We start from the raw sequence: 19,204 nt of genomic DNA, 5'->3' as shown, positions 1-19,204 counted from the left end.
ATTACTTGGCAAATGCCTCCTCCAGCGTTTTAACAGAATCAGCGGTCAACAAAAGCTTGCCGGCGTTCAATACGTCGTACGTGTTCAGCTCTGCAGCTGTGATCACTTTTGCTTTTTGGATGTTTCTGCTTGATAAATAGATATTGTTGTTTTGCGCAGGTAATACCAACAGGGTCTTTTCATTACCCAGGTTAAGGGCATTAACCAGGTTGATATAGTTTTTGGTTTTGATTGAATCAAAGCTGAAATCTTCAAGCACCACAACATTGTTGTCTTTTGCTTTGTACGCAAGCGCCGATTTACGGGCCAGCGACTTCAGTTTACGGTTCAGTTTGAAACCATAGTCACGGGGCTGCGGACCGAAAACACGACCACCACCATTAAACAATGGCGATTTGATATTTCCTGCACGGGCACCACCGGTACCTTTTTGTTTGTACAATTTGCGGGTAGAACCTGCAATTTCATTACGCTGCTTAGCTTTGTGCGTTCCCTGGCGCTGGTTGGCAAGGTATTGCTTCACATCTAAGTAAATCGCGTGGTCGTTAGGCTCAATCCCAAATACCGACTCAGGAAGCTGCACCTTGGCACCTGTTTCTTGTCCTGAAATGTTTACTACTTTAACTTCCATCTTGCTTACTTATCTAAGATTACGTAAGATCCTTTAGCTCCCGGTACGGAACCACTAACTACCAGCAGGTTTTGCTCTGCGTAAACTTTCAGCACCTGAAGGTTCTGAACCTTTACCCTGTCGCCACCAGTCCTGCCCGCCATGCGCATTCCTTTGAATACACGTGAAGGGTAAGAAGACGCACCCAGTGAACCTGGCGCACGCATCCTGTTGTGCTGACCGTGGGTCTGCCCGCCAACACCACCGAAACCGTGACGTTTCACAACGCCCTGAAATCCTTTACCTTTTGAGGTTCCTACCACATCAACGAAATCGCCTTCCTGGAACAGATCCACAGTAACAACGTCACCCAGCGTAAGCTGAGATTCGAAAGTTGTGAACTCTACCAGTTTGCGTTTCGGAGTGGTGTTCGCTTTCGCGAAGTGACCTTTCAAAGGAGAAGTGGTGTTTTTTTCTTTCGCTTCATCGTATCCGAGTTGAACTGAAGCGTAACCGTCTGTCTCAGCGGTCTTTACCTGTGTTACTACACAAGGCCCAGCTTCGATTACAGTACAAGGTATGTTTCTACCCTCTGCATCGAAAATACTGGTCATTCCTACTTTTTTTCCAATAATTCCTGACATTTTCTATTTTAGTTTAACACCCATCGAAGCAGTAGGGCTTCGTTCAAGGTGGTTGTACATCCCCCTAAAAGGGACGGCAAAAATAGGAAAGAATTATTAATTTTCAAATAGTTAGCGAATTATTTTTGCAAATAGTTCGGGCGAAACACCCGGGCTTCTGCAGCGGTCTGCGAGCCTCCCCCCTTAGTGCGTAAAACCCCCGTTCATGCTGAGGGCAATGATAGCCAGAATGACCAGGCCAATCCCCACATACAGGTAGTCGCGTTCAATCAGAAAACCGAAAATTGAAAAAACCACCCGTGCAATGGGTGTGAAGATCAGCAATAGGATACCGAACTGGATCACCGCCATGCCGTCCAGGCTGAACAAGCCTTTCAAAATACCGCCAATAGATGCCAGGCCGGCCGGCTGCGGCCGGAAACTCGCATAGTCGACGGCTTTCCCAGCATGCCCGGCCATGAAGATTACACCACCAAGCAGCACAATGGCCAGTGAGGTGTACACGCCAACCCGAAGCAGCGTGCCAATAATCACCTGGATGTCTTTGTCGCCAATGTAGTGCCTCGGTTCCTTTTTCATATTTTTCCTGAAAAGCCGTTATAGATCATCTGCAGTGCGAGGAAAATAATGACTACAGCAAAGACTTTTTTCAGCAGACCTGTATTTGTACGCAGCAGGACCCGCGACCCAACCTGTGCACCGGTGAGTACGCCAAGCGCCACCGGCATGGCAATACCCGGGTCGATCTGTCCCCGGTGCAGGTAAACCACTGCACTTGCCGCCGCGGTTACCCCCATCATAAAATTACTGGTCGTGGTCGATACCTTAAAGGGAATACGCATGATGTTGTCCATGGCAAGCACCTTCAGCGCGCCAGAGCCAATGCCCAGCAGGCCCGATAGGGTTCCGGCAAACAGCATCATGAGAAAGCCGCCAGACACGCGCTTTACTGTATAAGGGTGCTGCCGCCCCGCGTCAGGATAACTCCCATTCAACTTGAGCCGGTCTGCAAGGCCGCTGCTGACCAGGTTATCGCTCCGGTCTGTCTTTTTCTGCAGCCCGGCAAGCGCAGAAAAGATCAAAATGCAGCCAAACACCACCGCGATGTAACCCGGGTCCAGGTAAACCGCCAGAATTGCGCCGATCACCGCACCGACCGTCGTGGCAATTTCCAGGAACATGCCGATGCGGATATTGGTGATCCCTTCCTTAACATAAGCCGCGGCAGAACCCGAAGACGTAGCGATCACCGAGATGATCGAAGCACCGATGGCATAATGGATGTCTACCCCCAGCACGAGTGTAAGCAGCGGGATAATGATCACGCCGCCGCCCAGACCGGTGAGTGAGCCCAGGAAACCCGCCAGTAGTGACCCAAAGAGCACAATAAGCGTAAAAACAACCACGGTCATGGGGCAAATATACCATCTGCCGGTGCTCCAGAAGAATATAAAAAGACAAATTAAAATCTAGTTTTTTGCTGGTTTTTATAGATTTTAGCTGCTTTTGGCGAAGGGCTGGCGGCCACTAAAATCCCTTCACGCACAATAAATCTGCCTAATTTTTGTTAACTTACCTGAACCGTATATTTAAACCATGAACAGAAAAACTACGCTGACAACGCTTATTTTATTTTTCATCAGTTTGACTTTTTGCCAGGGACTGAACGCCCAGGTACGTGATACCAGCCGCAACACTGACCCTTCCTTGCGTGGCCAGTACAATTTCATGCTTTCTAAATCGCGCAACATGAACGGCTACAGGCTGATCAACCCGAGCCGCCTGTCGGCCTTGTGGAAAAACGCAAACGATTCGCTGCGCGCAGAACGCAGTCAGCTGGCTGCTGCCAGGAAAAAGATCCGGGAACAGGAAGCTACCATCGCAGCGCTGAACAAAGACATTACCGGAAAGGAAAGCTCGCTGAACGAAGCGACCACCCGGGTCGATGAGATCCGTTTCCTTGGCATTCCGTTTAACAAAAGCACCTACAGCACCATGGTATGGGCCATCATCATCGTTCTTGGGGCCGTGCTGGCGTTCATCATCTTCCGGTCGGCCAGTTACCGCCGGGAGGCGCGTTACCGCGTTCAACTCTTCCAGGAAATATCTGAAGAGTACCAGCAGTACAAGATCAAGGCAAACGAAAAAGAGAAGAAACTGGCCCGCGAACTGCAGGACGAGCGAAACCGGATGGACGACCTGCGGGGCAGATAACCGGGCCGCCAATGGTCATTGCGAGCCGGTTGGCCCGCACGTCATGAATGGTTTGCACGGCCTGAGCAGGCGCTTTGACAGCGCAGACGACAGGAATCCGGCCCGATCCGCAGCAGCCAGCTCAAAATGTATGGAAACCACCTGGGCGTGTCCAATCGGCTGCTGATTTACATGAAGACAGACCAGGCGGGCCTAAAAATAAAAAATCCCGGCTGTTGGGCCGGGACCTTCTTTAACCTTCTGCGAAATCACACCTTGATCTCAACTTCAACGCCGCTTGGCAATTCGAGTTTCATCAGGGCATCTACAGTTTTAGAGTTGGAACTGTAGATATCCAGCAGCCTTTTATAGGCGCACAGTTGGAACTGCTCACGCGCTTTTTTGTTTACGTGCGGTGAACGCAAAACGGTAAACACTTTCTTTTCGGTAGGCAACGGAATCGGACCGCTAACCACTGCGCCTGTAGGCTTTACTGTCTTTACGATTTTTTCTGCTGATTTGTCAACCAGGTTGTAATCGTAAGATTTCAATTTGATTCTGATTCTTTGGCTCATCTTATTTGTTATATGGGGCCGTTGTTAGAGCTATTTATAACAGCGACCGGATTATGTTTAGAAAACAATGGAAGAACAACGGCCGGGCCTGGGAAAACCGGGACGGCCTTTGTTCTTCCGGTCTATACCGAATTAGTCGGTAGATTTTACTTTACCTTTTGATTTGGCGATTACTTCGTCCTGAACGTTTTTAGGTGCAGGCTCGTAGTGATCGAATTCCATCGTCGAAGTAGCACGACCTGAGGTAATGGTACGCAACTGGGTTACATAACCAAACATCTCAGAAAGTGGAACCAGGGCTTTGATTACCTGCGAACCGTTACGGGTATCCATGCCTTGCAGCTGGCCACGGCGACGGTTAAGGTCACCCATTACATCACCCATGTTTTCTTCAGGAGTCAAAACTTCGATCTTCATGATCGGCTCCATCAGCACAGGTTTACACTTCGGCAATGCCTCACGGAAAGCTGAACGGGCAGCGATCTCAAAAGACAGGGCGTCAGAGTCGACTGCGTGGAATGAACCGTCGATCAGGCGAACCTTCATGTCAGGAAGCGGGAAGCCTGCCAGTACACCATTGCTCATGGCTGCAGCGAAACCTTTTTCAACTGAAGGAATAAACTCACGTGGAATTGAACCACCTACGATCTCGTTCACGAACTGCAGACCACCTTTTTCGAAATCAGCATCGATCGGAGAAATGATAACCTGGATATCGGCAAATTTACCGCGACCACCGGTCTGTTTCTTATAGGTTTCACGGTGCTGTGTTGTACCGGTGATGGCCTCTTTATAAGCAACCTGCGGAGCGCCCTGGTTAACTTCTACCTTAAACTCGCGTCTCAGGCGGTCAATCAGGATGTCCAGGTGAAGCTCGCCCATACCAGAGATCACAGTCTGACCAGTTTCCTCGTCGGTCTGTACCCGGAAGGTAGGATCCTCCTCTGCCAATTTACCCAAAGCAATACCCAGTTTATCAACGTCTGCCTGAGTTTTAGGCTCAATGGCCAGACCGATAACCGGATCAGGGAATACCATAGACTCGAGGATGATCGGGTTTTTCTCATCACACAGGGTATCGCCTGTTTTGATGTCTTTAAAGCCTACCACCGCACCGATATCACCGGCACCGATGTTATTGATCGGGTTTTGTTTGTTGGCGTGCATCTGGAAGATACGTGAAATACGCTCTTTGTTCTCCGAACGGGTATTGTACACGTAAGAACCGGCATCCAGGTTACCTGAGTAAACGCGGATGAAACACAGACGGCCTACAAACGGGTCAGTTGCAATTTTGAACGCAAGGGCAGCAAACGGCTCTTTCACGTCTGGTTTACGGGTTACTTCTTCACCGTTGTTCGGATTGGTTCCGGTTACACCGGCAGAATCCAGTGGAGAAGGAAGCAGTTCCATCACCAGGTCAAGCATGGTTTGCACACCTTTGTTTTTGAATGACGAACCGCATACCATCGGTACGATCTTCGCATCAAGTGTGGCCTGACGCAGGGCGTTCAGGATTTCACGCTCAGTGATCGAAGCAGGGTCGTCGAAGAATTTCTCCATCAGGCTTTCGTCGTACTCAGCTACAGCTTCGAGCAGTTTCTCACGCCATTCAGTAACCTCGTCGGCCATGTCGTCAGGAATCGGAACTTCGGTAAAGGTCATCCCTTTATCGTGCTCATTCCAAACGATACCGCGGTTGTTGATCAGGTCTACCACACCTTTAAATGCATCTTCAGAGCCGATTGGCAACTGAAGCGGCACCGCGTGGCTGCCCAGCATCTCACGAACCTGCTTAACAACTTTCAAAAAGTCAGCGCCTGAACGGTCCATTTTGTTCACGAAACCGATACGCGGAACTTCATAGTTGTTTGCAAGGCGCCAGTTGGTCTCAGACTGCGGCTCAACACCGTCCACAGCCGAGAAAAGGAACACCAGACCGTCAAGTACGCGCAGCGAGCGGTTTACCTCTACGGTAAAATCCACGTGGCCGGGAGTATCGATGATGTTGATGTGGTATTTGTCGCCCCTGTAATTCCAGTTTACGGTTGTGGCCGCAGACGTAATGGTGATACCGCGTTCTGCTTCCTGAACCATCCAGTCCATTGTCGAAGCACCTTCGTGAACTTCGCCAATTTTGTGGTTAACACCCGCGTAATAAAGAATACGCTCGGTGGTTGTTGTTTTACCGGCATCGATGTGTGCGGCGATACCTATGTTTCTGGTATATTTTAAGTCTCTTGACATTTTCTTTTAATTTCGAAAGAACGAACCGATATGAAGATCAAAGCAGCTGTGCCGCTTCAGTTTCCGGCATCCGGCCGTCCAGTCATTTAATTAGAACCTGAAATGTGAGAATGCTTTGTTGGCTTCAGCCATTTTGTGCGTATCCTCTTTCTTTTTCACAGCGGCACCTTCACCTTTGGCAGCAGCAACGATTTCACCGGCCAGCTTCTCTTTCATGGTCTTCTCGCCGCGTTTACGGGCGAAAGAAATAAGCCATTTCATACCCAGCGCTGTTTTACGCTCAGGCCTTACCTCGGTAGGAACCTGGAAGTTTGCACCACCCACACGGCGTGATTTAACCTCTACAGCAGGCATAACATTACTTAAAGCACGTTTCCATACCTCAAGGCCGTTTTCATTTGCTTTTTTCTCTACCAGGTCTACTGCATCGTAGAAAATAGAATAAGCGATTGATTTTTTACCGTCGAACATCATGTTGTTCACAAAACGGGTAACCTGAACGTCGTTAAATTTCGGGTCAGGAAGAATGATTCTCTTTTTTGGTTTTGACTTTCTCATCGTGATTTTCCTCCCTTAATTATTTCTTTTTGCCTTTTGCAGGAGCCGCAGCTGCTTGTCCTGGTTTAGGGCGTTTAGTACCATATTTAGAACGACGTTGGTTACGGCCATTCACACCTGATGTATCCAATGCGCCACGAATGATGTGGTAACGTACACCTGGTAAGTCTTTTACACGACCACCACGAATCAGAACGATCGAGTGCTCCTGCAGGTTGTGACCTTCGCCAGGAATGTAAGCATTCACCTCTTTGCCGTTTGTCAAACGAACACGGGCTACTTTACGCATGGCTGAGTTTGGTTTTTTAGGGGTAGTGGTGTACACACGTGTACATACACCTCTTCGCTGTGGACAGCTGTCCAACGCCGGAGACTTACTCTTGAACTCCAGTGCTACTCTACCTTTTCTAACTAATTGTTGAATGGTTGGCATTTTGCTCTTTTTGTTTTTTCTCTTTTTTTATTTAAAAACTTTACCCCTACAATAAGGGACTGCAAAAGTAGAACAATTCTTTTTAAAAATCAAGATGTTATGGAAATTTCGCAGCGCGCTGGGCGCATCACACACATGTACCCGCCGCAGCAGCGGTTTGACGATGAGAGGCTTGCGTAACGGCTTACCGCCATGACCCTAATGGTCAGGAAAGCAGCGCCCTGCACATCAGTCCTGCAGTCCGGCTGTTCGCTGTAGCCCTCATACTTCGGGGCTGCCGCTGCCATCCGGTTTAGAAATGCCTGATTGTGCTGTCCATGCCTGTGCACCGCCCCGGGCCTAGCCGGCGCCTATTTGCGCGGCGCATAGGTAACCAGGTCTATACCGATGCCGTTCGGATCCTCGATGGCAAAATGCCGGTCTCCCCAGGGTTCATCGCGCAGTTCGATCCGTATGGGCACGCCCTTCTTTTTTATGTCTGCGTACCAGCGGTCCACGTCTGCCACTTCGATGGTCAGGTACGTCCCTTTGCCGGCATAAGCCGGCTGGAAAAGCGGCTGCTGCGACGGGTGGTCGGGCAGCAGAAAACTGAGCTCTGCCTCCGCTCCGGGCGTGTGCAGCAACAGGTAAAATTCGTTTTCAAACGTAACACCGAAGCCCAACACCCCGGTATAAAAAGCTTTGCTCTCGGCCAGCTTGCTCGTAATCACTCCTGCATTTAATTTCATTGTACTGTTTTTTTTAAGTTGACCGCGTGTCTGCGCCTGTGCATTCGCCAGCACCAGAACAAACAGCGGTATAAAGAAAGATTTCATATCGGCAAAGTTCAGGCAGGAGACCGGCAGCCCATTGTAAAAAACGGACAATCAGCGCCCGAAGGCATGACCCGGCGTAACGCCGTACAGGTTTCTGAACTCTTTGATGAAATGCGCCTGGTCATAGTAACCGGCATCAAGGAACACCTTGTTGTATTTAAGGCTCTGCGCGGATGGTTTGGCATGAAGCACGTGCTGAAAGCGAACCACCTTGCTGAAAGTCTTCGGCGTGTCGCCAACGTACTGGGCAAATACCCGCCTCAGTTGCCTGGCACTCAGGCCAGTGTTCAGTTCTGTTTCGATGTTCAGCACACCCGAGCGTTCCAGGATCATGGTAAGGGCACCATAAAAACGCATGTCGGCCCGGGCAACTGCGCCCAGCCGGCCCAGAAAATATGCATCCAGCAGGGCGGCCAGCTGTGTAACCGGCAAAGCCGGGTCTGCCTGCGCGGCTAAAAAAGCAGCAAGCTGCGGCAGCACGCTGTCAAGTGCTTCGTACCGGTTGCTTAGTTCGGCAGCATGCACACCAAAAAGCAGCGGCAGCATGCCCGGCAGGAAGCGGATGCCGATATAATCGAAACTGTTCTCGAGCGCAAACTCGGTATAGCGGCGGCAAAAACCCATGACATACGCTGCCGCCGGATTGCACCTTTCCAGGTAAATGTCAATACAGCCATCTGCCACGACCCGGTATACAAAGGGCTCCTGGAGTTGTTCGCGAGTCTGCAATTGCCAATAACAATAAATGTAAGGCTGCAGTTCGGGAGCGGGCAGGTGCTCAACATAGCCAACCTGTCCGTTATGCCCGCTAACCGTTGGCTGAACCGGCACGTACAGCCTTCGTATAGCTGAAAGCACTGTCACCGGCAGTTACTTTTTGATCACGATCTCCCGGCCGGTTACCAGGCAGAACCTGAACAGCCGGTAAATTCCTTCATCGATCACTTCGACCGATTCGACCAGGCCGGTCTTTGAAAAGGTATCGGTCACTACATCACCAGCCTTTACTGACTGCAGAACCTCCTGCGGGGTATCCTCATTTAATCTGATCATGCAAAATGGAGCAGCTGGTGCCGCCTGTACAAACATACCGATAACCTTTCAAAAGGAAGAAGCAGGCTTGCCTTCAAAAGACAGAAAGATGACATGTAGTAAAGAAAATTAATTAAGTTACTTTAGTATATTTGCGGCATGACAACAGCAGAAAAGGTTTCAGCATTCAGACTGGGTTTATTCAGACTTGCCCGCCTGTTGCGCAGGCAGCGACTCGACCTGCCGATTTCGCACACAGAATTTAACATCATGGCATTGCTTGGGCGCAGGCAACGGGTACTTCCCTCTGAAATTGCCACCGAGGAAAAAATTTCCGCCCAGGCCATCTCTCAAAACCTGAACGCATTGGAAAACCAGGGCCTGATCATCCGAACAACCGATCCGGCAGACCGCCGCAGGGCACTCATCTCGCTCAGCGAACAGGGCCGGGAGCTCCTGGACCAGATCAAACATGACCGGGACGCCTGGTTGCTTGCAGCCATGCACGAGCGGCTTGACGCGGCTGAGCGTGACCAGTTGCTTGCGGTATGGCCCTTACTTCAGAAACTTACAACCAACGAATAAGATGTTCAGATCGTTCAGGTACTATAATTACAGATTACACTTCAGCGGACAGGCCCTTTCCCTGATCGGCACCTGGATGCAGCGGGTGGCGATTAGCTGGCTGGTTTACCGGGTAACCGGCTCAGCCTTCATGCTGGGTCTGGTGGGTTTCCTCGGACTCATTCCCTCGCTGGTGCTGGCACCTTTTGCGGGCGCGTTTGCCGACCGGAACAACAAATATAAAATCGTGCTGTGGTGCCAGGTGGCTTTTATGGCCCAGGCGGGTATGCTGGCGCTGCTCACCTTCAGCGGCAATTACAACATGGTGCTCATTTCGCTATTGAGCCTGATGCAGGGCGTTGTCAGCACATTCGAAACCACCGGCCGCCAGTCGCTGGTAGCCGAGCTGATCGGTAACCGGGACGACCTGCCCAATGCATTGGCCCTGAACTCTTCGGCCTTTAACGCAGCCAGACTGCTGGGCCCGGCACTTGCGGGGATTGTGCTGAGCACATTTGGCGAAAACGCCTGTTTCCTGATCAATTTTCTTAGCTTCATCCCTGTAATTACCTGCCTGCTCTTCATGCGGCTCGAGCCTTATGTACCGCAAACGCTAACCGGAAACACCTGGCACGGGCTGAAAGAAGGATTCCGCTACCTCGAGCGCACCCACGACATTTCCTCGCTCATTGTGGTTCTGGCTCTTTCCAGCTTGCTCGTTATCCCATTTTCGACGCTGTTGCCGGTTTTCGCGAAAGACATTTTTAGCGGCGATGCAACCACTTTCAGCTGGTTTGAAAGTGCCGGCGGCCTGGGCGCCCTGATCGGTGCCGTTTATATGGCCAGACTTAAGGGCGCGAAAAAACTGCGCACCATCGTGATTGGCGCAAACCTGATTTTTGCCCTTGGTGTAATATTCCTTTCCTTCTCCCCCACCCTGTGGATGGCCCTGATCTTTACAGCGATGGCCTGTACCGGCCTGATGACGCAGAATGCGGCCATCAACACCTATATTCAAACCCACGCAGCACCCGAAATGCGGGGCCGGGCCATCAGTTATTACATCATGGCTTTCCAGGGCGTGCTGCCGGTGGGCACCCTGCTCATTGCAACGGCTGCCCATTTCTTTGGTACGCAGGCAACTGTGCTGGCCGAGGGACTCATCGGCCTGCTTATCATCGGGCTGTACGGCCGTTACCTCAGGAAGAAAAAAAGTATGGAAAAAGGCCGCATCATTCCCATGGCCGAATGGTGGAGAAAATTAGCCAGCTGAATGCCGCAGGCAGGAGTGAAGGATCAGGAAATGTAAACGGCGTCTTCCTGGCCTTCCACATCCATCACAACATCTACATGTTCTTTCAAGATCGTGGCGAGTTCAAGCCCGACATAGTCGGTGGCAATTGGAAATATTTTATGACTGCGATCTACCAGTACCACGGTCCTGATCTTCTTGTGCGGGGTATTTAAGAACAGTCCGAAACCGTAGGCCAGCGTTTTGCCGCTGTTCAGTACATCATCGACCAGGATAATCACTTTTCCGGCCCATTCGGCTTCCTGCAGATTGGTTTTGGCCATGAGCCTGCTGCTCTCGCGCTCAAGATCGATGCGCATCATGGTCACTTTAAACCTGGCTATTTGCTCCAGCACCTGTTGCAGCCGCACGGCAACACGGTAACCGCGTTCCCAGATTCCTGCAAGAACAACTTCTTCTTCGTCCATATTGTCTTCCAGGATCTGGTAAGCGATACGGTCTATCTTTTGCTGAATTTGCTTCTGGTCAAGGATCAGTAACTGCGATGCTGGCATGGCGCTGGGTTTGAATTGCAAAAAGAATGATTTTGAGCTGGAAAATCAAGTACAAAATATTATTCGGTTTGTGCAACCTTTCTGGCTTTCGCGTCGTCTAATGAAAAAAACCAGACAGATCATGAAAAACTTATTTTACGGCAAACTCTTAGGCGCCCTCGCACTGGGCCTTGTCAGTCTCCAGTCCGTCGCACAATCCCGGCAGGTGGCATTGAAAAATTACACAGGCATTTCGGTTGCAAGCGGCATTGACCTTTATCTAAGGCAGGGCGCAACGGAAACAGCCGTGATCGAGGCAGATAGGGATATTTCCGAGCAGGTGCTTATCGAGCAGCAGGGTGAGTCGGTAACGATACGGTTTAAAAATGGTTTCAGCTGGAAAAACGTATTTAACAGCAAACCGGTAAAGGTATACGCTTCTTACAAAAACCTGAAAGCGATTACCGCTTCGGGTGGAAGTGATGTGTTCGGCCAGAACGCGGTCAAATCGGCAAGCTTGTACCTGAAGGCCTCGGGTGGCTCTGACCTTAAACTGCAGGTAGCCTGCAGCAACCTGAAAGTCGAGGTATCCGGCGGCTCTGATGCAGACCTGAGCGGAAAAACCACCAATATGTCACTCAGCGCCAGTGGCGGCAGTGATATCGATGCCTTCAACCTGGTTTCAGATTACGCGCAGATCCGCGCGGCGGGCGGCTCTGACGTGAATGCGCGGGTTAATAAAGCCCTTGAAGCCGGAGCAAGCGGCGGAAGTGATGTAACATTTAAAGGCGAAGCGACTCTAAAGAAAACAACATCCTCGCACAGCGGCGATGTTAAAAGAGCAAAATAAATTTAGGTTAGTTTTTAGTTAAACGCCGGATGTGGATGCATCCGGCGTTTTTTATGCTTTGTAGGGATAATAAACGAAGTTGGCTCCTTCAGGAACGATGACGAACAGACACATGAAATCTTCGGGCTTTTTATAGCTTTTCAAAAACTGTTCTTTCCTTTTCGGATCGATCACCCCCTTTTCAATAAACTCTTCGAGGGTTGAGGCATGGATGGTCCATTCTGTATTCAGTTCCTCTTTATCCAGGATCATTTCTCCCAGGTTCACCTGGTGCTGGTGGGCCACAAACACCGGATGGGCAGATATGCCCTCCACCATGATCTCGACCGCCACCTCTTTAATCGATTCCATATAAAACCGCAGGTCTTTTTCGAGACTCAGCAATGGGCTTTTCTTTTGCTCTTCGCCGGGGGCTCCCGCTCCCAGCAGGTCTTCTCTATCCATTGATCTTCAATTTATCGTGGCAATGTGTTTAGTTCCAGCAAAACGACGTTCTCGACGTGCTGGGTGTGCGGAAACATATCTACCGGCCTGATGCGCAGCACCCGGTATTTGTCTGCGAGCAGGGCCAGGTCTCTGGCCTGCGTAGCGGCGTTGCAGCTTACATAAACAATACGCGGCGATTCCATTTCCAACAGGCGGGCCACCACATCGGCGTGCATCCCTGCCCGCGGCGGGTCGGTAATGACCACATCAGGCTTGCCGTGCTGGCTGATGAATTCTGCCGTCAGGATATCTTTCATGTCGCCTGCATAAAAGACCGTATTTTCAATCCCGTTCAGGACCGAGTTAAAACGGGCATCTTCTATCGCAGTGGGTACGTATTCAATCCCAACCACCTGTTTCACCTCGGGTGCAATAAAGTTGGCAATGGTGCCGGCGCCGGTATACAGGTCGTAAACAAGCTCGTCTCCCCTGAATCCTGCAAATTCGCGGGTTATCTTATAAAGTTCCCAGGCCTGCAGCGAATTGGTCTGGTAAAATGATTTGACACCGATCTTAAATCTGATCTCACGGGCAGTATCTCCGCTGCCCGCCAGCATTTTTTCAAAAATATGGTCGCGGCCCGCATAGAGTTTCACCTCCTGGTCAAAGATCGTATCGTTTCGTTTCTGGTTTTCGATATATAGCCATGACGTCACTTCGGGAAATCGCGATACCAGGAAAGACATCAGGCCAGCGATCTGTTCGGCAGAAGCATAAGCAAAGACCACGGCAACCATAACCTCGCCCGTACTGCTGGTGCGAATAATCAGATTGCGCAACGTGCCTTCATGATTACGCAGGTCATAAAAACTCAGTCCATGTTCGAGTGCATAGGCCCGGACCTGGTTGCGAATGCTGTTTGATGGCTCATCCTGCAGCCAGCAATGGTTGATATCAAGGATCTTATCGAACCGCAAAGGAACATGAAAACCAAGGGCATTTAATTCCAGCGCCTCATCGCTGCCCATATCGTTCTGGTCCAGCCAGCGTTTATTTGAAAACGTAAATTCCAGTTTATTCCGGTAATATTTGTTTTCGGGTGCGCCCAAAATCGGTTCCATCTGGCTGGTATCTACCTTGCCCAGCCGCTCAAGGGCGGCTCCGACCGAACGTTGTTTGAACCGGAGCTGTGCATCGTAATTCATGTGCTGCCATTTACAGCCGCCGCAAACCCCGAAATGTTCGCAAAAAGGCTGGGTGCGATGCTCTGAAGCGCGCTCCAGTGTGTCGATAATGCCTTCGGCAAAGTTCTTTTTCTTGCGCAGCTGACGAATGCTGACCACATCGCCGGGAACAGCCTTTTCAACAAAATAAACCATATCGTCGGCCTTCCCGACACCCTTGCCTTCTTCTGCAATATCTATGATCTCGATCCCTTCAATGATCCGGATCTCGGTATTCTTTTTTCTCATGAAGCCGCAAATATACGGACTTGAGGGGAAGGATGGTAGTCAGGAAAAACAAAGGGGTATTGCTGAAAGCCCTGCCAGGCCAGGCACAGTCAGATCGGGGCGGCTGGTAGCCGCAACTAAGGAAAGTTTGGGGCGGCAATGTGTTACAGCGCCATGACCCGAGCGCAAAGGCGAAGCATCCAGTGCGGTATATTTTCAAGAAAATCAAAAGAAAAATCGAACTTCTGATCTATATAAACGCTAAATTCTAAAGTTTCCTGACTCATGATTAAATACATTGACTGCTTGCAAGATAACGATTTAAACCAAAAACCAAAGTAGTTCAATTGTAATTTAATACAACCTTAACGGTATTAAAACGAGAAAGCCCCGGCACAGGCCAGGGCTTCATATGTTAGTATGGGCGGGCTATCCGGCCATGTTGTTATATACCGCCTGAACATCATCATCCTCTTCCAGTTTATCGATGAGTTTGAAAACATCGGCCGCCTGTTCTTCACTTACTTCGGTTGTCGAAAGCGCGATCCGCTCCAGTTTTGCGCTGGTCAGTTCAATGCCTTTTTCTTCAAGGGTTTTCTGCATTTTTCCGAAATCCTCAAAAGCAGTCTGCACCACGGCTACATCGTTTCCCTCTTCATCAGACTCGACATACAGCTCTTCAAGCCCCGCGTCGATTAGTTCGAACTCCAGTTCTTCCAGATCCATCTCGCCCGGGTTAAAACGGAAAACGGACTTGCGGTTGAATATAAAATCCAACGAACCGGTTTTTCCCAGCGTGCCGCCGGTCTTGTTGAAATAGCTGCGCACGTTGGCAACGGTACGGTTTGTATTGTCTGTAGCGGTTTCGATCAGGATGGCCACGCCGTGCATGGCATAACCCTCGTATACATGCTCCTCATAGCCCTTTTCGTCTTTACTCGATGCGCGTTTGATGGCTGCGTCTACCCGGTCTTTTGGCATGTTGACCGCCTTTGCATTTTGAATGGCGGTACGCAGCCTGGAGTTTGATTCGGGACTCGGGCCGCCGTCTTTTACAGCGATAGCGATCTCCTTACCAAGGCGCGTAAATTGTACGGCCATTTTCGCCCAGCGTTTAAATTTTCTTTCCTTCCGGAATTCGAATGCTCTTCCCATCTTCTTATGATCTGGATTTGGTTGATATCGTAGTTAGCTTTTTGTCAGGTTGCGCAGCATGTCTGTTGTCATTTTCGCCAGGTCGAACTCAGGTTTCCAGCCCCAGTCTTTGCTGGCAACACTATCGTCGATTGATTTCGGCCAGCTGTCTGCAATAGCCTGCCGGGGGTCGCTTTCCGTATACTGCAGGCTGAAGCCCGGTATATGGTTCTTAATTTCGGCAGCGAGAACCTCGGGAGTAAAACTGAAACCGGTCAGGTTGTAACTGGAACGGATGCTGATCTGTTCTGCGGGGGCTTCCATTAATTCGATGGTACCGCGAATGGCATCGTCCATATACATCATTGGCAACTCGGTTTCTGCGTTGAGAAAACAATTGTACGTTCCTTTTTTCAGCGCGTCGTGAAAAATATGGATCGCATAATCGGTTGTTCCGCCGCCCGGGGCAGCTTTCCAGCTGATCAGGCCGGGATAACGTATGCTGCGTACATCAAGCCCGTAACGCTGGTGGTAATATTCACACCAACGCTCGCCGGCCAGTTTACTGATGCCGTAAACCGTATTTGGGTCCATGATACAAAACTGGGGCGTATGCTGTTTCGGTGAATTGAGACCGAAGGCAGCGATCGAACTGGGCCAGTATACTTTAGCGGTTTTGTAAGTAAGGGCCAGGTCAAGGATATTTAACAGGCCGTTCATATTGAGATCCCAGGCCAGCTTGGGGTTTTGCTCGCCGGTTGCAGAAAGCAGCGCGGCCAGCAGGTAAACCTGCGTAGGTTTATAACGTGCAAAAAGATCGGCAAGCGTATCTTTTTCCAAGACATTAACGAACTCGAATGGTCCGGCGTTTTTGATGTCGTAGTCGGGCCGGCGAATGTCACAGGCGACCACGTTGCTTTCGCCGTGGGCCTTTCGCAGTGTATGCACCAGCTCGGTACCGATCTGGCCGTTTGAGCCAAGAACAAGTATAGTTTCCTGCATGTATATCTGAATTTGAGCAAAGGTATAAATTTGGCCATTATGCAGGTAAGGAGTTTTATTTTTCTTAACTGAAATGCAGGCTCGCAACTTCAGGGCCAGGTGCTTAGTCATGTTGAATCATCCGGGATTCCGGTCTTACAGAAAAAAAAGCGAATGCAGGCGGCCTGTTGTTTCAAAGTTTATTTGGTCGAAAACGGGTACGGGGCGGGACGTTCAGGCCGCAGCAGGCTGTAATAAAAAAAGTACATCTTATTTGCAGATAATTATTTGCACTATGAGGCGTTTTCTTGTTACATTTAGCAAACGAATAAAACCGGAGAGCCAGCAGAAAAGTCGGAAAAGACGATTCTAAAACCATTTATCAGGCCAAACAGAACTTGTCCAGAATCGTAACAATCCTGTTTCAGCAAGGATACTTAGCGTATAATTTACACACTCTTCGGTATTATTAATTATCATTACTTCCCCAAAATGCGGCGCCAGCTGCACGGTGGAGCAACAGTTATAACGAGTACCAACAAATAAACAACAAAATGCACAGGAGAGAAGCATTAAAAAATGTAGCCATTCTGATGGGCGGCGCCCTTTCGGCTACAACCCTCAGCGTCATTTTTGACAGCTGTAACGCGCCTTCCAAAGATTCGGATAAGCTCATCTCGGCCGATCACCAGGCGCTGATCACAGAGATGGTCGACGTCATTCTGCCTAAAACGTCGAGTCCGGGTGCAAAAGAAGCAGGCGTAGGCCCGTTTGTGGCCATGATGATCAAAGATTGTTTCCCTGCGGAGGCCCAGAAAGTTTTCGTTGACGGTCTGAATGACATAGACAAACGCGCAGAAAAGGCACATAACAAAAAATTCGTTGAGCTTGGCACCTCCGAAAGAAACAAAATCCTCTCGGAGGTTCGCGACGAGACGGTAAAAACCATGGCTGCCGACAAGGAAAAGGCTGAAAAGGAGAAAACCAGCGGAGACAACGCATCGAAGAAAGAAAAAGAAAAGAAATCTTATTTCTTTGCCATGTTGCGCGATCTGACCATTCTCGGCTTCAGAACTTCTGAACTGGGCGCCACCAAGGCCTTTGCTTATGTCGATATCCCTGGCCGCTACGATGGCTGCACTGACATGAAACCTGGTCAAAAACTCTGGGTATAACCACAAACGAACAAAACATATGAATTTAAATATCAAAGCAACAGCTGAGAACACCTACGATGCCATCGTAGTGGGTTCAGGCATCAGCGGCGGCTGGGCAGCAAAAGAGCTGACCGAAAAAGGATTGAAGGTACTTTTACTTGAGCGTGGCCGCAATATCGAACATATAAAAGATTACGATACGGCTATGAAAAAACCCTGGGAGTTCCAGCACCGCGGCTGGCTAACCCAGGAGCAGGTGGCCTCTCACCCTGTGCAGAAACGTGATTACCCGTATTCTGAGTTCAACGAAAAATTCTGGGTTAACGACCTGGAATGCCCATACACCGAAGTTAAACGTTTCGACTGGTACAGGGGCTTTCATGTTGGCGGCAAATCGCTAATGTGGGGACGCCAGAGCTACCGCCTGAGCGATTTGAACTTTGAAGACAATGCAAAAGACGGTCACGGTGCCGACTGGCCCATCCGTTACAAAGACATTGCGCCATGGTATGATTATGTTGAAAAATTTGCCGGTATAAGCGGGCAGGCCGAAAACTTCCCGCATTTTCCCGATGGCCAATTCCTGCCTCCGATGGAGCTGAACTGCGTGGAAAAATCAGTTAAAAAACGGGTAGAAGAACACTATAAAAAACAACGCATCATTACCATAGGCCGTGTAGCCAACCTGACCAAGCCGCACAACGGCAGGGGCAACTGCCAGTACCGCAACCTGTGCAGCCGCGGCTGTCCGTTCGGCGCCTATTTCAGCACGCAGTCCTCTACCCTGCCGGCTGCCGTAGCAACCGGAAATCTGACGCTCCGTCCTTTCTCTATCGTAACCGAGGTCATTTATGACAAGGAAACCCGGAAAGCAAAAGGCGTACGGGTGATCGATGCCGAAACCAACGACACCATGGAGTTTTTCTCTAAGGTGCTTTTCCTGAACGGCTCTACCCTGGGCACCACCTTCCTGCTGCTTAATTCAACTTCGAACGAGCATCCTGAAGGACTGGGCAACGGCAGTGGCCAATTGGGTCACAACCTGATGGACCACCATTTCCGCTGCGGTGCATCGGGCGAGGTGGAAGGCTTTGAAAACAAGTATACCTATGGCCGCAGGGCGAACGGTGTATATGTACCACGTTATCAAAACATTGGCAGCGACAAGCGCGATTTCCTTCGCGGCTTCGGTTACCAGGGCGGCGGAAGCCGCGGCGGCTGGCACAAAGATGTTGCCGAGCTGGCATTCGGGGGCGACTTCAAGGACCAGATGACGACTCCCGGAATCTGGACCATGGGTCTGGGTGGATTCGGTGAGACCCTCCCTTACTACGAAAACCGCGTCTATATCGACAAATCGAAAAAAGACAAATGGGGTCAGTATGTCCTGGCGATCGACGCTGAGTTTAAGGATAACGAAACCAAAATGCGCAAAGCCATGATGGACGATGCGGCAGAAATGCTCGAGGCTGCAGGTGTTAAAAACATCAAGACCTACGACAATGGTTCTTTCCCAGGTATGGCGATCCATGAAATGGGAACCGCACGCATGGGTAAAGATCCGAAAACTTCTGTCCTTGATAAATGGAACCGCATGCACGAAGTTCAGAACGTTTATGTAACTGACGGATCATGTATGCCTTCTATTGCCTGCCAGAACCCGTCGCTTACTTTCATGGCCCTGACTGCACGTGCAGCAGATCATGCGGTGAACGAACTTAAGAAAATGAATGTTTAAGCTTTAAAGCG

22 protein-coding genes are annotated in these 19,204 nt (G+C 50.1%); 6 read left to right on the top strand and 16 right to left on the bottom strand.

The features are described 5' to 3' along the window. Window position 1 precedes the first annotated feature (1 nt). The 4 genes from rplD to C7T94_RS06940 all read right to left on the bottom strand — a co-directional run bounded on the left by rplD (window position 2) and on the right by C7T94_RS06940 (window position 2,666). Window positions 2-631 (bottom strand): 50S ribosomal protein L4, encoded by a 630-nt coding sequence (gene rplD, locus C7T94_RS06955; RefSeq protein ID WP_107214534.1) that lies wholly within the window; start codon window positions 629-631, stop codon window positions 2-4. 5 nt (window positions 632-636) lie between these two features. Next, entirely contained in the window at window positions 637-1,254 is a 618-nt protein-coding gene (gene rplC, locus C7T94_RS06950) for a 50S ribosomal protein L3 (RefSeq protein ID WP_107214533.1), read from the bottom strand. Between the two features lie 183 nt (window positions 1,255-1,437). Further along, window positions 1,438-1,833, bottom strand: coding sequence for a DUF1634 domain-containing protein (locus tag C7T94_RS06945; protein ID WP_107214532.1), 396 nt, complete (start codon window positions 1,831-1,833; stop codon window positions 1,438-1,440). Beyond that, window positions 1,830-2,666, bottom strand: coding sequence for a sulfite exporter TauE/SafE family protein (locus tag C7T94_RS06940; protein WP_107214531.1), 837 nt, complete (start codon window positions 2,664-2,666; stop codon window positions 1,830-1,832). The genes C7T94_RS06945 and C7T94_RS06940 overlap by 4 nt, the downstream gene beginning before the upstream one ends. Window positions 2,667-2,850: 184 nt before the next feature. Between C7T94_RS06940 and C7T94_RS06935 the strand changes: the two genes are divergently transcribed. Continuing rightward, window positions 2,851-3,468 (top strand): hypothetical protein, encoded by a 618-nt coding sequence (locus tag C7T94_RS06935; RefSeq protein WP_107214530.1) that lies wholly within the window; start codon window positions 2,851-2,853, stop codon window positions 3,466-3,468. Between the two features lie 248 nt (window positions 3,469-3,716). Here the strand turns inward: C7T94_RS06935 and rpsJ are convergent, their stop codons facing one another. From rpsJ to C7T94_RS06900, 7 genes are all read right to left on the bottom strand, one after another. After that, entirely contained in the window at window positions 3,717-4,022 is a 306-nt protein-coding gene (gene rpsJ / locus C7T94_RS06930; protein WP_084237698.1) for a 30S ribosomal protein S10, read from the bottom strand. 132 nt (window positions 4,023-4,154) lie between these two features. Continuing rightward, on the bottom strand, window positions 4,155-6,269 hold the full coding sequence (gene fusA, locus C7T94_RS06925; RefSeq protein WP_107214529.1) for an elongation factor G: 2,115 nt from the start codon (window positions 6,267-6,269) through the stop codon (window positions 4,155-4,157). Between the two features lie 90 nt (window positions 6,270-6,359). Continuing rightward, complete coding sequence (rpsG, locus tag C7T94_RS06920) at window positions 6,360-6,827, bottom strand: 30S ribosomal protein S7 (RefSeq protein WP_107214528.1); 468 nt, start codon at window positions 6,825-6,827, stop codon at window positions 6,360-6,362. A 19-nt stretch (window positions 6,828-6,846) separates the two neighbouring features. Continuing rightward, window positions 6,847-7,260: a 30S ribosomal protein S12 gene (gene rpsL, locus C7T94_RS06915; RefSeq protein WP_107214527.1), complete on the bottom strand. Its 414-nt coding sequence runs from the start codon at window positions 7,258-7,260 to the stop codon at window positions 6,847-6,849. A 350-nt stretch (window positions 7,261-7,610) separates the two neighbouring features. Beyond that, window positions 7,611-7,988, bottom strand: a complete 378-nt coding sequence (locus tag C7T94_RS06910) for a VOC family protein (RefSeq protein WP_107214722.1) — start codon at window positions 7,986-7,988, stop codon at window positions 7,611-7,613. Window positions 7,989-8,126: 138 nt separating this feature from the next. Next, window positions 8,127-8,939 (bottom strand): AraC family transcriptional regulator, encoded by an 813-nt coding sequence (locus C7T94_RS06905; RefSeq protein WP_239494949.1) that lies wholly within the window; start codon window positions 8,937-8,939, stop codon window positions 8,127-8,129. Window positions 8,940-8,945: 6 nt separating this feature from the next. Beyond that, window positions 8,946-9,128, bottom strand: a complete 183-nt coding sequence (locus C7T94_RS06900; RefSeq protein ID WP_107214526.1) for a hypothetical protein — start codon at window positions 9,126-9,128, stop codon at window positions 8,946-8,948. A 138-nt stretch (window positions 9,129-9,266) separates the two neighbouring features. Between C7T94_RS06900 and C7T94_RS06895 the strand changes: the two genes are divergently transcribed. Together C7T94_RS06895 and C7T94_RS06890 are read left to right on the top strand one after the other, a co-directional pair. Further along, window positions 9,267-9,692, top strand: a complete 426-nt coding sequence (locus C7T94_RS06895) for a MarR family winged helix-turn-helix transcriptional regulator (RefSeq protein ID WP_107214525.1) — start codon at window positions 9,267-9,269, stop codon at window positions 9,690-9,692. A gap of 1 nt (window position 9,693) precedes the next feature. After that, the gene (locus tag C7T94_RS06890) at window positions 9,694-10,944 is read left to right on the top strand and encodes an MFS transporter (protein WP_107214524.1); all 1,251 of its coding nucleotides are present in this window, start codon (window positions 9,694-9,696) and stop codon (window positions 10,942-10,944) included. Window positions 10,945-10,967: 23 nt separating this feature from the next. On the opposite strand, the gene C7T94_RS06885 is transcribed toward C7T94_RS06890, so the two are convergent. Further along, on the bottom strand, window positions 10,968-11,477 hold the full coding sequence (locus C7T94_RS06885; RefSeq protein WP_107214523.1) for a phosphoribosyltransferase family protein: 510 nt from the start codon (window positions 11,475-11,477) through the stop codon (window positions 10,968-10,970). A 121-nt stretch (window positions 11,478-11,598) separates the two neighbouring features. Between C7T94_RS06885 and C7T94_RS06880 the strand changes: the two genes are divergently transcribed. After that, window positions 11,599-12,306: a head GIN domain-containing protein gene (locus tag C7T94_RS06880; protein ID WP_162618582.1), complete on the top strand. Its 708-nt coding sequence runs from the start codon at window positions 11,599-11,601 to the stop codon at window positions 12,304-12,306. Window positions 12,307-12,357: 51 nt separating this feature from the next. On the opposite strand, the gene C7T94_RS06875 is transcribed toward C7T94_RS06880, so the two are convergent. The 4 genes from C7T94_RS06875 to C7T94_RS06860 all read right to left on the bottom strand — a co-directional run bounded on the left by C7T94_RS06875 (window position 12,358) and on the right by C7T94_RS06860 (window position 16,319). Next, on the bottom strand, window positions 12,358-12,750 hold the full coding sequence (locus C7T94_RS06875) for a hypothetical protein (protein WP_107214521.1): 393 nt from the start codon (window positions 12,748-12,750) through the stop codon (window positions 12,358-12,360). Window positions 12,751-12,761: 11 nt separating this feature from the next. Then, window positions 12,762-14,204: a 23S rRNA (uracil(1939)-C(5))-methyltransferase RlmD gene (gene rlmD, locus C7T94_RS06870; RefSeq protein ID WP_107214520.1), complete on the bottom strand. Its 1,443-nt coding sequence runs from the start codon at window positions 14,202-14,204 to the stop codon at window positions 12,762-12,764. Window positions 14,205-14,612: 408 nt separating this feature from the next. Continuing rightward, window positions 14,613-15,338 (bottom strand): YebC/PmpR family DNA-binding transcriptional regulator, encoded by a 726-nt coding sequence (locus tag C7T94_RS06865; protein ID WP_107214519.1) that lies wholly within the window; start codon window positions 15,336-15,338, stop codon window positions 14,613-14,615. A 33-nt stretch (window positions 15,339-15,371) separates the two neighbouring features. Continuing rightward, complete coding sequence (locus C7T94_RS06860; protein WP_107214720.1) at window positions 15,372-16,319, bottom strand: NAD-dependent epimerase/dehydratase family protein; 948 nt, start codon at window positions 16,317-16,319, stop codon at window positions 15,372-15,374. A gap of 533 nt (window positions 16,320-16,852) precedes the next feature. On the opposite strand from C7T94_RS06860, the gene C7T94_RS06855 reads away from it, so the two are divergent. Both C7T94_RS06855 and C7T94_RS06850 read left to right on the top strand, forming a co-directional pair. Further along, the gene (locus C7T94_RS06855) at window positions 16,853-17,473 is read left to right on the top strand and encodes a gluconate 2-dehydrogenase subunit 3 family protein (RefSeq protein ID WP_107214518.1); all 621 of its coding nucleotides are present in this window, start codon (window positions 16,853-16,855) and stop codon (window positions 17,471-17,473) included. Window positions 17,474-17,492: 19 nt separating this feature from the next. Further along, complete coding sequence (locus C7T94_RS06850; protein ID WP_107214517.1) at window positions 17,493-19,193, top strand: GMC oxidoreductase; 1,701 nt, start codon at window positions 17,493-17,495, stop codon at window positions 19,191-19,193. Window positions 19,194-19,204 lie beyond the last annotated feature (11 nt).

The organism is Pedobacter yulinensis, assembly GCF_003029735.1.
Lineage (GTDB): Bacteria > Bacteroidota > Bacteroidia > Sphingobacteriales > Sphingobacteriaceae > Pedobacter > Pedobacter yulinensis.
The sequence above is the reverse complement of the archived record's forward strand: the minus strand, read 5'-3'. Positions and strand labels throughout refer to the sequence as shown.